The sequence below is a fragment of the Flectobacillus sp. BAB-3569 genome (genome assembly GCF_002270355.1).
GTDB classification, from domain to species: Bacteria; Bacteroidota; Bacteroidia; order Cytophagales; family Spirosomataceae; genus Flectobacillus; species Flectobacillus roseus.
Map to the genome: position 1 here is coordinate 118,270 of NZ_NJFZ01000022.1, position 16,620 is coordinate 134,889.

General features: G+C 38.1%; 10 protein-coding genes. 3 read left to right on the plus strand and 7 right to left on the minus strand.

Features of this window, described 5'->3' with window-relative positions; all coding sequences use genetic code 11:
* Positions 1-73: 73 nt before the first annotated feature.
* The 4 genes from BWI92_RS20430 to BWI92_RS20445 form a co-directional block, all read right to left on the minus strand.
* A complete protein-coding gene (locus BWI92_RS20430; protein ID WP_095166288.1) occupies positions 74-4,003 on the minus strand; it encodes a S8 family serine peptidase in 3,930 nt (1,309 codons plus the stop codon).
* A gap of 228 nt (positions 4,004-4,231) precedes the next feature.
* Positions 4,232-5,080, minus strand: a complete 849-nt coding sequence (gene tatC / locus BWI92_RS20435; RefSeq protein WP_095166291.1) for a twin-arginine translocase subunit TatC — start codon at positions 5,078-5,080, stop codon at positions 4,232-4,234.
* 266 nt (positions 5,081-5,346) lie between these two features.
* A complete protein-coding gene (gene glyA, locus BWI92_RS20440) occupies positions 5,347-6,639 on the minus strand; it encodes a serine hydroxymethyltransferase (RefSeq protein WP_095166293.1) in 1,293 nt (430 codons plus the stop codon).
* Positions 6,640-7,008: 369 nt separating this feature from the next.
* Positions 7,009-7,470 carry a hypothetical protein gene (locus BWI92_RS20445; protein WP_095166295.1) on the minus strand — a complete coding sequence of 154 codons (462 nt, stop codon included), beginning with the start codon at positions 7,468-7,470 and terminating at the stop codon, positions 7,009-7,011.
* Positions 7,471-7,671: 201 nt separating this feature from the next.
* Between BWI92_RS20445 and BWI92_RS20450 the strand changes: the two genes are divergently transcribed.
* Together BWI92_RS20450 and BWI92_RS20455 are read left to right on the plus strand one after the other, a co-directional pair.
* A complete protein-coding gene (locus BWI92_RS20450; RefSeq protein ID WP_141234854.1) occupies positions 7,672-8,403 on the plus strand; it encodes a hypothetical protein in 732 nt (243 codons plus the stop codon).
* A 103-nt stretch (positions 8,404-8,506) separates the two neighbouring features.
* Positions 8,507-9,238 (plus strand): hypothetical protein, encoded by a 732-nt coding sequence (locus BWI92_RS20455; RefSeq protein ID WP_095166299.1) that lies wholly within the window; start codon positions 8,507-8,509, stop codon positions 9,236-9,238.
* Between the two features lie 226 nt (positions 9,239-9,464).
* On the opposite strand, the gene BWI92_RS20460 is transcribed toward BWI92_RS20455, so the two are convergent.
* Positions 9,465-12,608 carry a glycoside hydrolase family 3 N-terminal domain-containing protein gene (locus tag BWI92_RS20460; protein ID WP_095166301.1) on the minus strand — a complete coding sequence of 1,048 codons (3,144 nt, stop codon included), beginning with the start codon at positions 12,606-12,608 and terminating at the stop codon, positions 9,465-9,467.
* 297 nt (positions 12,609-12,905) lie between these two features.
* Here BWI92_RS20460 and BWI92_RS20465 point away from each other — a divergent pair, with 297 nt between their 5' ends.
* Entirely contained in the window at positions 12,906-14,366 is a 1,461-nt protein-coding gene (locus BWI92_RS20465) for an amino acid permease (protein WP_095166303.1), read from the plus strand.
* Between the two features lie 5 nt (positions 14,367-14,371).
* Here BWI92_RS20465 and BWI92_RS20470 read toward each other — a convergent pair whose 3' ends face one another.
* Both BWI92_RS20470 and BWI92_RS20475 read right to left on the minus strand, forming a co-directional pair.
* Entirely contained in the window at positions 14,372-14,809 is a 438-nt protein-coding gene (locus BWI92_RS20470) for a hypothetical protein (protein WP_095166305.1), read from the minus strand.
* 94 nt (positions 14,810-14,903) lie between these two features.
* Entirely contained in the window at positions 14,904-16,604 is a 1,701-nt protein-coding gene (locus BWI92_RS20475; protein ID WP_095166307.1) for a hypothetical protein, read from the minus strand.
* Positions 16,605-16,620: the final 16 nt, after the last annotated feature.

The following is a 16,620-nucleotide window of genomic DNA, read 5'->3' on the forward strand; positions in this document are numbered from 1 at the left end:
TAAAATTAAAACCCCGATAAGAAATAAACTCTTATCGGGGTTTTTGTTAATTATAAATTACTGATCATTGAAATTACTTTTGTAAAGCTACCTTCAAGACTCTTGTGCCTGCATCAGTATATACTCTGATGAAATATTGTCCAGCAGTGTATTGACTTAAATCTAAACTTGTCCAGAAATCGTTTCCGATACGCTCCATTGATTTTTGAGTTAGTGTATTTCCTACCAAAGAAATAACTTCAGCGGTAACTGCCTTGTAATTATTATCAGGAACTTTGACCGTTACTATACCAGAAGTTGGGTTAGGATACACTTTAGATTGACCATCCGATAGCAAATTTTCTTCAATAGCAGTAATAGTCACAGATACTCCTGCCGAATACGCACTACAGCCATTTGTATCAGTCACTTTAGCATTGTAAAAACCTGATTGGATAGGAGTGAAGCTTGCTAAGCCTTTAGCTGAAGCATACTCAAGTCCATTCAAAGTCCATGAAGGGTTGGTTCCTGTCAAAACGGAAAGTACTCCATTCGTCCAGTTAATACTTGGTACAATTGGGGTAAATACAGTGGCTGTCACACTCGAAGTTGTAGTAGAACAAGCTCCGCCATTTGATACTCTAACCGTATAATTCCCTGCAATACTTACATTTAAAGTATTACTTGTGGCACCATTCAATGTTGCACCATTACGAAACCACTGATAGGTATAGCCATTGCCCAAGGTAGCTGTTAACGTACCAGCACCATCTGGACAGAAGCTAATCGTATTTGAAGGTGTTATACTGACAGTAGGAGCTGTTACACTTTGAATAGTTACGGCAGCACGTGTACTTGGACATTCTAATGCACCTAAACTAATATCATATAAATAGTAATATCCTGTTTTTATAATATTCCCATTGAAGTATGCTCCTGTAATACTTGCAGTATTATTTAATGAGAAAGGATAGCCCACCAAGTCTGTAGCCGTTGAAGTAAGGTTTTTATTACTTCTGTAAATGGATGCTCCGTCAGCACATGTTTGGGTAATATAGTATGTTCCAGCAGCAGGTAGTTTGAGGTTTAGATTCACTACAACACCTTGGTCTGTTTTGTCATCAATCAACTGAGAGTTACTTCTTGTCGAATTGGCAGTGGTTCTGGTTGCTTGTACAGGAATTGTCACAGAAGAAACTGGTGCGCCATCCGCTGCATTGACTACTCCAAATGTGATACTACCTGATGTACCTACGTAAATTCTGGCAGACTTAATTACGATTGGTGCTTGAGTTGTCATTACAATCGCTGGACCAAAGTTTTCAAAATAAGAACCATCACCATATTCATATTTCGTTTTTGCTCCAATACTTCCCGAAATTTCACCTGTCGAAACATACAACTTGCTTGTTCCTGTTGGCAAGGTAAATGAGCCTGTTCCTCCAGTATAGATAAGCGTTCCTCCCACAGATTGGTCAAACCATTGTACTGATGCTGAACTAGCTGATTTGATGATGGCTGTACTTGCTCCATCACAAACAATAGCCTCTGCCGTTGGAGCAGCCGTAGTGCTTACGGTACGAGTGAAGGTAACTTGGTTATTTCTTAAATCTTGGTCACTTGCTAAGGTCGCTTGTGTGGCAAAACTATAACTTTGTCCCGCAACAACATTCAAAGTTCCTGTTAAAGTTACTTCTGCTGTGGCTAAAGAAGCCAACGTTCCTGTATAAGTACCTGCAAATGTTCCACTAGCACCAGAAGCATTGCTTACCGTCACACTTATTGGAATATTAGAAATACTGTTTAATCCATTGTTGGTAATACTAACCTTTATTTGAGTTAAAGCAGTATTACTACAGAATAAACCCGTTTCTGGTGTCACCAAATTGCTTACAGCTACATCGCTAAGGGCTCTTGTAACAGCCAAAGGAATATCCATTACCTCTGCATTGGATACCGCGCCACAAGCTGTCACAGCATTTGCGCTAGCTGCTTGTGAGCAAATCACACGCATACGTAGTGTTGTGCCAAAATTGATTGCTTGAGGTGCAGTAAAGTTTAGTGCGTATGCTCCTGTGCCATTTACGGTACTTGTACCTACTAGATCACCATCATCATCAAAACTTCCATTGCTATTCCAGTCAATAAATGCTTTTAAGATATGGTTACTTGTATTTTTTACTGATACATTTAAAGTTAATGCTTGATTACTTGAAACATTATTTCCACCTTGTAAGCTAGCGGATTCAATCACATCGCTACCCACACTTACAGCATTGCTACAGTAGGTTACAGTTCCTGTACCACTAACAATTAAAGAAAAATCTTGTTTGCTATTGGTCAAGGTTCCTTTGTGGCTTACTGTAATGGTATAAGTAACTCCAGGAAGTGGATTATTGATTAAAATTTGCTCAATGTTATCTCTGATGTTATCACCAGTTGTTGCCAAGTCAGAAGGCTTTTCTGGATTTAACGTAAAAGGCAAATAATTAGAAGTGCCATCGGAAACCCTTACATCTAAATCGTTTATCAATTTCGGAGTGCGATTATTTAAGTTAGATGCTGATGTCGAAGTAATCGTACCTTCAGGATCAGTCCAAACAATGGTTACTCGTAAAGGTTCTTGACCAGATGCCACAACAGTTTGTGTTGAAGTAGCTCCTTGCGCTAGACTTTTTTCTTGAAGTAAATTTGATTTTGAAGTATTCAAAATTACTTTTCCTGCTTTTTCCATGTTGAGCAAACCCCAACCATAAATATAATCAGGACCCACGTTGCCTGCGTCCTCAGCGGTATGAATGGCAAGTCCTCTCAACGTTGCTGATCTCATAAACTGCCCATCATTCTGCTTAGCATATAATTCTTGGAGCAAAAATAAACTACCCGCCACCTGAGGACTAGACATCGATGTTCCACTTAATGTAGCATAACTAGTAGTTGAGCCTGTAGATGTAGAGAATACGTTTACACCTATCCCAACAATATCTGGTTTGATACGACCATCATCTGTAGGTCCCCAGCTACTAAAATCAGAAATTTTAATGTCTGAAGGCTTTGTTGGTGCCGCATCAAGGGCGTTTACAGCCCCAACCGTCAAGATATTTTTGGCAGTACTCGTCGTTGACAAAATATCATAACTATCATTTTTACTTCTTACTACTGAGCTAGTATCTGAAGTATTTCCTAAGTAATAAACTGTGCCAGGGTCTGGACCAGTTTCGCCACGGTTATTTCCTGCCGATTTTACGATAAGATAATAAGGGGCATTATAGGCAATTCTGTCTAAAGTTTGTGTATTGCTATCATAGAAGCCAAATTTATAATCTTCAAAAGCATTGATATTGACATTGCCCATCCAACGCCATCTGCTGACGTCTGAATCATAATTCCAACCTGCTAGATAACCATAAGAGTGATTTGAGATAAGTAAGCTACTGGCTGCAGCACTAATTTCCGTATTATCGCTGTTATAATCCCATGCACGAAGATTAGCACCAAAGGACATCCCTTTTGCTTGTGCCGAAATCCCCGTCGCAATCATTGTTCCCGAAGTGTGGGTGGCATGCTGATCAAAAGTTGCAGCATTATCCTGTTGAGTAACACGACCAGTAAGTTCAACGTGGCTCGAATACACACGTCCACCATCCCAGATCCCCAACTTACCACTCATGTAACTACTATTACCATTGAGGCTTAATCCTAGACTGCCACCTGTGTACATGGAGGTAGTTCTTGTAGCAGCAGCAGCTTTGGCGTTACTATGTGTAATTAAGTAAAGAGGTTGTCCTGTAGCATCTAATCCTTTAAGTGAATAGACTCTTCCATCTTTATAAACACCATTAATAGGCCAGTTTTGACTCTTGGCTTTTTCTAATGCTTTTTGGTATTCATTTTCCTCCTGTTTACTAATTTCCAGAGATAAAGCTTGTTGTTTGTTTTGTTGTGAAGTAGAGTAAAGACTCTTCTCTTGACTAAAGGTGAGATGCGTGAGAAAGAGTAAATACAATAAAAGTATTTTTTTCATACAATCGGTTGGTTACAAATGAAAGGGAAAACTACGTATTTTACTGAATACTTACGATACAAACATGACAGTTTTTTTGAAGGAAGCGTTGCGTTCACATTCCAACTAAAACAAATAAGCCTTAGTACAACTCGTACTAAGGCTTATTTGTTAATGGTATTAAGGGTGAATACTGAGTTTTAAGTAATTTTAATTTTACATTCACAATTCACAACTCAGCACTTACACTTAGAGCATTTCAGCTTCTCTTTTCTTATTTACACTTGCCGAAACCCAAATACTGATTTCATACAAACCAAACAATGGGGTTGCTACCAATAACTGTGAAATAACATCTGGCGATGGTGTGATAATGGCTGCCACAATCAAAATCACAATCAAGGCATGACGGCGGTATTCTCTCATGAAAGTTGGCGTTAAAATACCCACTTTCGAAAGCACATAAGCAATCATTGGGAGTTGGAACGTAAGACCACAAGCCAATGTCATCATCGACAATAACGAAATATAATCGTTGATGTCAAACTGGTTTTGAATACTATCATCAAGTTTGAAGTTAGCCAAGAAGTTAATCGCCATTGGCGAAACCACAAAGTAGCCAAAACTCACACCCATGAAAAACAAAAGCGATACCCAAAATACCGCACCACGAGCGGCAGATTTTTCGGTGTCTTTTAATCCTGGGCGAATAAATTTCCATATTTCCCAGAAGAAATAAGGGAATGCAAACATCAAGCCTACGATAATCGACTGGGTAAGTGCCATCATAAATTGACCTGATACCTCACGACTTTGCAAAATAAAGCTTGCTTGCTTAAAACAAAGCCCTTCCATACCTGTAGCGTCAGCTACCTTACACAACATTCGATTGGTCCAGAAGTCAGACTTGGCAGGTCCCATGATGATTCCTCCAAAAATTTCTTCTCTGTAAATCCAAGCAACAATTGTAAATATCAAAATAGACGCAATCGAGCGTAATAAATGCCAGCGAAGTTCTTCTAAATGCTCTACGAAGGTCATTTCCTTTCCTTCGATACCTTCTTCTAGTTCTTCGTCAAATTCTTGGTCTAGTGCCATTAGTCAGTTTAAAAATTAAAATGAGATGTTGTATCGAGCAAATGCCTGAAAGTCTTTTACTTACAGGAAAACAAACAAGATGAAGCCAAAAATCGAGTAAAGTATTTTTTATACAATACTAAATCTTGAAAGCTCCTTGCCAGATAAGTTCGTTTTTGACAACGAAATATATCAAGTGCTTATTCGCAAAGTTACACGAAAAAAGCAAAAAACCCTGACAACCTTTGTAGGTGTCAGGGTTTTTTCATATCGACAAAATCAGAGAATTATTTGTAAAGTGGGAAGTTTTCAACCCATTTGTTTACTTCTGATTTTACTGAAGCAATGTAAGTTTCGTTGTCATGGTTCATCAATACGCTATCGATAAGGTCAACAATGTGCAACATTTCAGCTTCTTTCATGCCTCTTGTTGTCATAGCAGCAGTACCTACACGCATACCCGATGTTACAAATGGAGATTTGTCATCGAATGGCACCATGTTTTTGTTGATCGTAATATCAGCTTTTACCAAAGTGTTTTCAGCCAATTTACCAGTCAATCCTTTTGGACGAAGGTCAATCAACATCAAGTGGTTGTCTGTACCACCCGAAATGATTTTGTAACCTTTGTCTAAGAATGCCTGAGCCATAACTTTAGCATTTTTCTGTACTTGTTCAGCATATACTTGGAAATCGTCAGTCAACGCTTCACCAAAAGCAACTGCTTTAGCAGCGATTACGTGCTCCAAAGGACCACCTTGAGTTCCTGGGAATACAGCACCGTCTAAACAAGCAGACATTGTTTTCAAATCACCTTTCAATGTTTTGAAACCGAATGGGTTTTCAAAATCCTGACCCATCATAATCAAACCACCACGAGGCCCACGCAACGTTTTGTGCGTTGTTGTAGAAACGATATGGCAATGTTGCATTGGGTTATTCAACAAACCTTTTGCAATCAAAGCAGAAGGGTGAGAAATATCTGCCAACAACAAAGCACCTACTTGGTCAGCGATGTTACGCAAACGAGCATAATCCCAGTCACGAGAATACGCAGATGCACCACAGATAATCAATCTTGGACGCTCTTTCAAGGCTGTAGCTTCTACTTTGTCCCAGTCGATCAAACCTGTTTCTTCTTCTACACCATAAAAGAATGGTTGGAAGTATTTACCTGAAAAGTTTACTGGAGAACCATGAGAAAGGTGACCTCCGTGTGCAAGGTTGAAACCTAGGATTTTGTCGCCAGGGTTCAAGAAAGACAAAAATACGGCTGCATTAGCTTGTGCACCAGAGTGAGGTTGCACGTTAGCCCAAGTAGCACCAAAAAGAGCTTTGGCACGTTCGATAGCGATATTTTCGATTTGGTCAACTACTTCGCAACCACCATAGTAACGTTTGCCTGGAAGACCTTCTGCATATTTGTTGGTAAGCACAGAGCCTTGTGCTTCCATTACTTGCTTAGATGTGAAGTTTTCAGAAGCAATCAATTCGATACCAAATTCTTGGCGGTGTGCTTCTTGGTTAATCAAGTTAAAAATTTCAGTATCTCTTTCGAGCGTGAAAGTTGCTGTTGCCATTTCGCAAATTGTGATTGAATAATTGTGAGGTTGGTTTTGTATTAACAAATCATTAAATAATGATAAAAACCAAGCGTTTCTTGTATTAACACAGTAAAAATACTCTTAAAAAATGGATTGTGAAAACATTTTTTTACGCTTATCAGGCAATTTTTCAATTAGCCTTAGTCTCGCAACCCTTTATTTTTCAGGTTATTAGTAGAAAGTTTTAATTTCCTGAAAAAGTAAAAAGATTAAGTACTGGCAAAGAAGAGATTAGGTGTTTTTACTAGACTGAATTTAGTGATTGAGCGAATGAGTGATTATTTTAAAATGAGTTTTATGGATAGAGACGCAATGCTTCAACCTCTGAATTCCAATAAACAAGAGTTACAAGAATAATGGACTTCGATATTGATAGAGTTCCACTCGAATATGTAATTTCCCTATTTGAGACTTCTTATATGGAGCTTTAAGAGCTTCTTGAGGGATTAATACAATATTGTAAAGGTCAACTGGCGCTAAACTGTCTTCTGTGATAATTTCTTTTCTGATTTTGCCTTTTTTTAGGGCTACAAATGGATTTTGGATGTATGATTTACCCCAATCCTCCTTTCTTTCATACCAACGTGAATCATCAGCATAATAAATGACTGACAATAAGGCATCATTTTCCAAATATCCTTCAATTGTTATTTTATGTAAACTCGCGCGAAATGGCGTATTTACACTAGAACACGTGATGCCTCCATCCATTTCATAAATATCAAAATCCCATACTCTCTGCAAGGTAAAATGCCTGATGACAAAAAATGAGATAAGAAGCCCAATGCCTAAAAGTACTTTTTTCATGTTGTTGTAGAAATTAAATTTATGTTAGCTAGTTTATTAAGAACTAAAGTTTGTTTACTTGTCCCTATCTTCACAATTATGCCAGTGACAAATGGAATGATAAAGTTATAAACTTTTGAAAGAATAGGTCAAAGTCACAGACTTGAACCAGTTGTAATATAGTCTACAGAGAATTAAACCATAGACCCCAAAGTTAAAGTCATGAAGATATATATTTCAGAAGGTAGGTGTTCAGATTCCTTCTTAGAAAAAGTCGAATCATTTGTCGTTCCTATTATTAAATCGGAAGTTGGTCCCCATGTTAAAGAATCACTTTTGTGGATAGGGTTATATATTCGTAAAAGCGATGTTAATAATTCAATATACCACTTTTGCATGATTGACGTGTTAGTTGCAAAAGCCGCATTGAGAATCTGGGATGTAGAGCTTCACTGGCGTTCATCAGATGGCAGTATTGTATTAGCTTCTGATGATGTCGCAGACAAAGAAATCAGCTTTTGGATTGAAAATATGCCATCACAAGAACGATTACAGCAGGTTGTTGAACGTAACGAATATATGTGGAAACGTTCTACTAAAGAAGCGACAGTAGACAAAAAGCTCTATCGGTTTAAGATTCGGGAAATGGGCTGGTTTGGTTCTTCATTTCCAGATATTGGCATTAGGATAAAGACCCCTGTAAACATCGAAATTTTAGCTGAATTTATCGGAAATGCCATTGAATCGTATAATCAAAAAAGTTTGTTAAAAGATGATTCTGATGAAAATGACATGACTAACTTAGGCTTAATCCATAATTTCAGCTATGAAAAGAGAAAGAAAAACGTCTATCTCTTCACACTTGATATGGGTTCAGCACTTGATGGGGTAGATGCGATTTTACAAGCACTAAATGATTCAGATTTTGAGATTGCATTAATCACGTTGGAATAGGATCTTTTCCAATTATTTATACAAAAACAATATAGTGTGGCGACACCTGTTCCAGTTAATACAGTCTACAGAGAATTAAAGCAAAGCCCACAATGTTAAAATCATGAAAATAAATATTTCAGAAGGTAAGTATTCAGAATCATTCTTTAAAAAAGTAGAGTCATTTTTAAAGATTTATTTAAAGTCTGAATTTTCAGTACACATGAATACTTCATTACTATGGATTGGTTGTTATACTCCAACAATTGATAAAGATAGCTTTTATTACTATAAATCATTGTCAATAGGTATTGATAAAACAGCTTACAGTCTGGTATCAGATGTACAACTTCACTGGCGTTCACCAGATGGCAATATTATATTACCTTCTGATGATGTAACAGACAAAGAGATCAGTTTTTGGATTGAAAATATGCCATCACAAGAACAATTAAAAAAGATAATTGAGCGTAATGAGTATTTGTGGAAACGTCCTTCTAAAGAAGCTATGATAGACAAAAAGCTCTATCGGTTTAAGATTCGGGAAATGGGCTGGTTTGGTTCTTCATTTCCAGATATTGGCATTAGGATAAAGACCACTGTAAACATCGAAATTTTAGCTGAATTTATCGGGAATACCATTGAATCGTATAATCAAAAAAGCCTTCTAAAAGATGATTCTGATGAAAATGACATGACTAACTTAGGCTTAGTCCATAATTTCAGCTATGAAAAGAGAAAGAAAAACGTCTATCTCTTCACACTTGATATGGGTTCTGCACTTGACGGGGTAGATGCGATTTTGCAAGCACTAAATAAATCAGATTTTGAGATTGAATTAATCACTTTGGGGTAAAGAAATTCTTCCTAACGTCTAGCTCACGGTAAAGTTATAAACTTTTGAAAAAATAGGTTCAAGTCGCAGACTTGAACCAGTGATAAAAAAAGCACACTAGATATGACAACTTTTATCTGTCGTATCCAGTGCGCTTTTACAATTATATCAAAATGGAGGTTTATTGCATTTTCAAATCGTCACATCATCAAATTTTCAAATCCACAAATCCTCTTATTTTCAAATCTTATTTCTTAATGCCTCGTTTGATGGCATCGTAGATTACCTCATTGATATTGGTTCTAACATTGAGGTCTGACAATTTGGAGTTGTTGCGTGTAGGATATACACGGTTGGCTAAGAATACATACACCAGTTGATTGTCGGGGTCAACCCAAGTATAAGTTCCTGTAAAACCTGAGTGTCCAAAGCTCGAAGCTGGGGCACTTGGAGCAGCACTAATGCCTGGCTTTTTGCGGTCGGGCTTATCGAAGCCAATGCCACGACGACTATTTTCTGCTACACTGAATGGATAGCTTGTCCATTCGTTCAAAGTACTTTCTTTGATAAAACGCTTACCTCCATAATATCCTTTTTGCAAATACATCTGCATCAATTTTGCCAAATCGTTGGCATTTCCAAACAAACCTGCGTGTCCCGAAATACCGTTGAGCATAGCAGCACCTTCATCATGTACTCGTCCATGGATGAGTGTTTTACGGAAAAGGGAGTCATATTCTGTTGGTACAATTCTGTTTAAATCATAATGCAAGCGAGCATTGTAAGTCAACGTAGTAGCACCCAATGGTTGGTAGAAAGTATCTTTCAAGAAAGATTCCCAATCTTTACCAGTTAGACGAGGAATGATTTGTGGATACATATAGTACGACAAATCTGAGTAGACATATTCTTTTTTCTCACGCAAGGGCGAATCTTCAATCGCCTTATAAAGCACATTGTGGTAATCTTTATGAATCCAAAGGTTTTCAGCTACTTGGATAGAATAATCATTAGATTTTTCAGCAGCAAAAGTATGGTGCTTCCAAATGGTTGGCTGTGTCGCGATATTCACACATTCTGCCCAAAGTTTTTTGTCAGACTGTATTGCTTTTTCGATACGAGCATAAGCTTTTTTACGACTGAAGAGTTTTTCCCAGAACGTAATTTTATATCCTTCTGGATATCCGTGTGCAGCAATTTTATCTTGATATACTTTGCTTGCCAATAACATTTTGGTAGAGTCAATACAATCTTGCCAGAAAGGAATCCATGCTCTTAGGCGTGCTTGGTGCGTCAAAATATCTTTATACACCAAGCCAGATTTATTGGAATTTTTCCAGTCTGGAATCATATCACCCATGGTACTGCTCAAAGAGAATTTACCTTCATCGCTCATACGCATCATCGCGGCTACTGAGGTACTAATTTTGGTAACCGAAGCCAAGTCATACAAATCAGTTAAAGCTACCTTTTGATTTCCTTCATAGGTATGTTTTCCATAAGCTTTATGGAAAATTACTTTACCATTTTTAGCGACTAAAACCACCGCACCTGGCGTTGCCTTACGGTCGATAGCTGTCGTTACAATTGAATCAATGCGAGCACCCAAATATTTTGAATCAATCCCTACAGCCTCTGGAACAGTATATTCAAAACGCTGAAGAGCTTTGGTCGTAATACCATCATTGTATTTGAACGCAGTATTTACTGTCACAGGAAGTTTACCTGTAATAGGAGTAGCTCCGAATATGGCTTGTGCTGCAGCTTCTTGTGTAAAAGGTGTTTCTTGGAACGTTTGAACCAAAGCTGCCGCATTTTCCAAGTTTTCAAATTTCCCTAATGTATAAGGATTCGAGAAAAGCGTGATGATGGTTTTGGCATTGCTAAATCTCTTTACTAACTCCTGTGTTTTAGGTAGGATATTATAATTTTTAGCAGGGCGAATATTTTGCCCATTCACACCCATAATTACCAAGTTGTACGATTTGAGTGCCTCCTCAACTTTGGCAATTGTACTATCAGCCGAGTTTTCGTCTAAGTTAAAATGTTCTACAGCCGTGTAATTGCCTAACATTTTTTGGAAATCCGTTACAGGTTTTGAGCCAAAAGCAGGTGTTCCAATAACCAATGAGGCAATTTTTAAGGTATCAAGGTTCTGTAAAGGAATAAGATCTTTTTTGTTACGAAGTAAAGTAACCGTATTAATAGCCAACTGACGATTGAGCAAATCTGAAAAACGAGGATTTAGGTCATCAATCAAGTTTTTGGTATCAATCGCTTTGTACTTATCTAGCCCAGCCCATGATTTAGCCAATAGGATTCTTTTTACACGTTCGTCGATATCAGCTTGAGAGATTTCGCCACTTAAAAGAGCTTTTTTGATGGCATTAAATGCCGCAGGAACATCCACAAATGTTTCAAGAATATCATTTCCTGCAAGAATGGCTTTTACGTTGGCGGTTCCTTCAGGGAAAAACTTTACGGCTCCTTGCATATCCATGGCGTCCGTAAATACTAAACCTTTGAAATTTAATTCTTTACGTAATAAATCCGTAATGACTTTTCTTGACAGCGTCGAAGCTAAGTTTTTGGTGGTATCCAAAGCAGGAATATTTAGGTGCGCTACCATAACTCCCTGTAAACCATTTTTGATAAGTTCACGATAAGGATACAGTTCCAAAGAATCTAATCGAGTACGATTATGATTAATCAAAGGCAAATCGTAGTGAGAATCAGTACCAGTATCACCATGCCCAGGAAAGTGCTTCGCAGAAGTAATAACCCCTCCACGTTGTAAGCCTTTCATGTAAGCAATGGCTTTTTGCGTTACTTGATATTTGTTTTCGCCGAATGAGCGGAAGTTGATAACAGGGTTGTTGGGATTATTATTTATATCAACAACTGGCGCATAATTTACATGTACACCAATACGCTTACACTGAAGTGCAATTTGATAACCCATTTCTTCGAGTAGCTGGGTATTGCCTTGCATGGCCCCTAAAGCCATCTGATAGGGAAAACGCGTTGTACTGTCGAGACGCATACTTAAGCCCCATTCCAAGTCCATGCCAATGAGCATAGGTACTTTAGCCATCGCTTGTAGCTTATTGACTAATATGGCTTGTTTGCTAGGGTTTCCAGCGAAGAATACTAATCCACCCACGTGATAATCTTTTACGATTTGGTTGAGGCGAGTCGTATCATAAGTAGCGTTGTAATTAGCACGAGGCATCATCAATTGACCAATCTTTTGGTCAACTGTCAGCGTTTTAAATACAGAATCTACCCATTTTTGATTGGCATTCGGAAAAAGCTCTGATTGAGCCAAAGCCCCCGAACTTGCCAAACCAAGGATAGCTAAGGTTTTGATGAAGTAATGCGTTATTTTCATTAAGCGTTTCAAAGGTTGATTGAATATGCAAGATAAGCATTTTTTGAGGGATACGCTTACGGAGTTGTGTGGGAATGAGGTGTAAGCGTTCATAGTTTTTAGCTTTAAACTATCAGCTAAAAGTTCCAGAGGATTTTATCGCATATCCAGTAAACATTTTGCCTAATACTTGCGGCATATGGGCTAAAGCCAAATTTGCCATTTTCTGTTAATTATACAAAATCTATAATATTACTCTAGTAAATAAGCGTATCCTGACCTACCTTTGTAAAATATTATTCAACAAACTAAATCACAGTGAAATACATCAAACCCATCGAACAGCTCATCCAAGAATCGGAGGAGTCTGGCGAAAAAACACTCAAACGTTCTCTTAATGCCTTTCAATTAATTATGCTCGGTTTAGGGGTAATTATTGGAGCGGGCTTATTTTCACTTACAGGTTTGGCAGCGGCTAATAATGCTGGTCCAGCGGTGACGCTTTCTTTTGTAGTAGCAGCAATAGGCTGTGCTTTTGCAGGCTTATGTTATGCAGAGTTTGCGGCAATGATTCCTGTTGCGGGTAGTGCTTATACGTATTCGTATGCGACACTCGGCGAATTAGTAGCTTGGATTATCGGTTGGGATTTGGTGCTAGAGTTCTCTGTTGGAGCGGCTACAGTGGCTATTAGTTGGTCAAACTATCTGGTGAAGTTTTTGGCTTATTATCAACTTTATATTCCTCCTCAATTAGTACATTCTCCATTCGAAACAGTCACTTTGGCTGATGGACAACAAATTCATGGTTTGTTCAACTTACCTGCGGCTTTAGTAGTGGTGTTTATGTCCTTTATTTTGATGCGTGGCACCAAAGGTTCTGCTATTTGGAATGCTATTGTGGTATCGCTCAAAGTGGCGGTGGTACTGGTATTTATTGCTTTGGGATGGAATTATGTGCAACCACAAAATTACCAACCTTATATTCCAGCTAACACGGGTATATTTGGTGAATATGGTTGGTCAGGCATTTTGCGTGGTGCAGGTGTGGTATTTTTTGTGTTTTTAGGATTTGATATTATATCGACAGCCGCACAGGAAACTAAAAACCCACAGCGTAACATGCCTATTGGTATTATTGGTTCTTTGTTGGTTTGTACCGTTTTATTTGTGCTTTTTGCACACGTGATGACAGGTCTTTCGCATTATACTACTTTCAAAAACAATGCAGCGCCTGTGGCGGTGGCTATTCAACAAACACCGTATGCTTGGTTATCTCAATTGGTGATTTTAGCTATTTTGGTGGGCTATACCTCTGTAATTCTTGTAGATTTGATGGGGCAGTCACGAGTATTTTTTAGTATGTCTAAAGATGGACTTCTCCCTAAAATCTTCTCTGAAGTACATCCCAAATTCCGTACTCCTTGGAAATCAAATATTTTATTCTGTGTGTTCGTGAGCTTATTTGCGGCTCTTGTTCCTATTGATGTCGTTGGCGAAATGACCAGTATTGGGACGCTATTAGCTTTTGTCGTAGTTTGTGGAGGGATATTAGTTTTAAGAAAAACGAACCCAGATACTCCACGTTCATTCAAAACGCCATGGGTGCCATTCGTACCAATTATGGGAATATTGACTTGTGTAGGAATGATGGCATTCTTGCCATTGGATACGTGGATTCGTTTGATTGTGTGGATGGCAATTGGTATGGTGATTTATTATACTTATGGTCGCAAGAATAGTGTGATTCGGAAGAATGCCTCAAAAGCAGATATGGAATAAAATCTTCATAGCCTATTACTCAGCGGAATCGTGAAGGATTGATTTGATAAAGTCGAAATAGTGATATTTTTACTAACTGGCTCGTAGTGCTTTCCTTGGGCTGTAATCGTAAAACTAATAGGATGCTGAGCGCTTGGCTTGGCATTTGGCGAAAGTACCAACGATAGCAAGTTGCCAGCGGTTTTATGATTTTTACATTCAAGGTCACTGAGTACTAGGTTTTTGTCTGGGCCTAAAATTGAAATGGTTAGATTTTTAGGAAACACAATGTTGGGTTGCTCTTCATCTACAAGCTCAATGAGGATTGGAGTATGATAGTTGCTTGTATTATTGGGAAATCGAATATCATTAAACGGATTAATATTTTGACAACTCGAAAACAAAAGAGGAATCATAAATAATAATAAACCGCTACGGCTTATAGAAGCGATAGACGTTTTCATGAGTTCAGGTTTTATTTAGTGGAAAGCGAAATAAACGCCATCAAGTAATAAAGTCCTTGTGAGATTTATTACTTGATGGCGTTTTTGTATCTATTTACTGACAATTATTGAGTGGATAAATGACAGTAGCATTAACTTCCCCAGTTGTTGCATCAATTGGGAAAGAACCATTCAGACCTGTTGACGAAACGATGGTAGCCTTATCTCCGTTGATGGTAACTTCTCCAGAGAAATCAATTCCATTATAAGTAGCAGTTAAAGTATATTTAACCCCTTTCTTCATACCAATAATAGCTTTTCCTTCCACCACACTGACTAATTGTTCTGTGTTGGTATCATCTACGAGTTTTAGCCAAACTGTAGGTTTGATACTGATATTTTTGCTAATACAAGCCGCTGTAAAGTCAAGATTTACTTTTACTGCGTCAGATTCGGTATCAGTGGTGGTTGTTGGTGTAGGAATGTCCGGAGCTGTTGCTTTAACTTTTACATCTACTATCACTACAGAGTTATTACAAGACATAAAAGATTTAGAGCCACCTTTCGAAGTAGTATTGGGAGAGGTACTAACAGGAGTAACAACAATACGCCCTGTATAACCACTAGGTACTCGTTTTACTTTAATGTTATAACTTGAACCATTAGATATTTTAAAATTATTAAAGCTCTTACTTAACTTTGCTTTTCCATTTTTAGAGTATGTAATCTTTGCACTAAATTTGGAAGTACCATATCTAACGTCAGAATTTACTTTTATTCTGATAGTTTTGGTGCCACAAGTTTTGCCCTTATAGTTTCTAGAAATTGTCCATATTGACAAATGGGATACTTTAAAGTTGGCAACCAAATTTCCATTGGCATCTTTTGCAATAGTGGCAACTCCTTCTTCTGTCCATTCATCTTTAGCTTTATCATAACTCCATACAGGAATTTGATCGCCTACGTTCATGGGAGCTTCTGTTTCTGGATCTTCATAGCTTGGATTAAGCGAAAGTGTTACATCCAATGGCGTTGAGAAACTTTTAACATTTTTGCCTCCAGCAGTCATTTCAATGTCCAAAAAACCTGCTGATAGGAATGTCCCAAAATCAGTTGTTCCATCTTTGTACTTAATGGTATTCCCTTCACCTTCGTTTGGTAGGCTATTGGCTGCTTCTTCTGTACCTGTTCCGTATTGCACAATGGTACTCGAAACGTTGGTAGTGTTAATCACCAAACCATTTTCATCTTTTAGTTGTGTACCAGGTGCAATAGAGATTTTGGCTACCTCTGGTTTTGAAGATGTAGCAGGAACCGTAATAGTTTCGCCAGTGGCTAATAAAGTTGTTTTGGAAATAGCGCCAACGCCATCTGGTAATGCATTAAGGTTTGTCAATGGCACTTCGTAAGTAGCACTTTCTAAATCGGTTACTACTATACTGTAGTTGGTAGACACGTAATTGGGACCTTTGACAGAAACTGTAAATTCTACAGGGGCACTTTCGGTTGGGTTGGCATTTTGTCCTAATACTACCGAAAGCAAATTACCTGCTACCTTAAAGTCTTTTCCTCCAAGATCTGTAAAAACAAGGTCTTTGCCAGGCCCTGAAATTGTTACAGTTAAATCGTTGGGTAAAGTTTTACTGTTGGGATTGGCATCAACAAACTCAATCAAAATAGGAGATTTATAAACGTTGTTGTTGACAGTAAGCTCTACGCCTTCAAGTGGATTAATTTGCTGGCAGCCAACAGTAAGAGCTAGTCCAAGCGAAAGAAGTACCGCAGGACGGAGTATAGAAGTAAATATTTTTTTCATCAGAAATAAAAAGAAG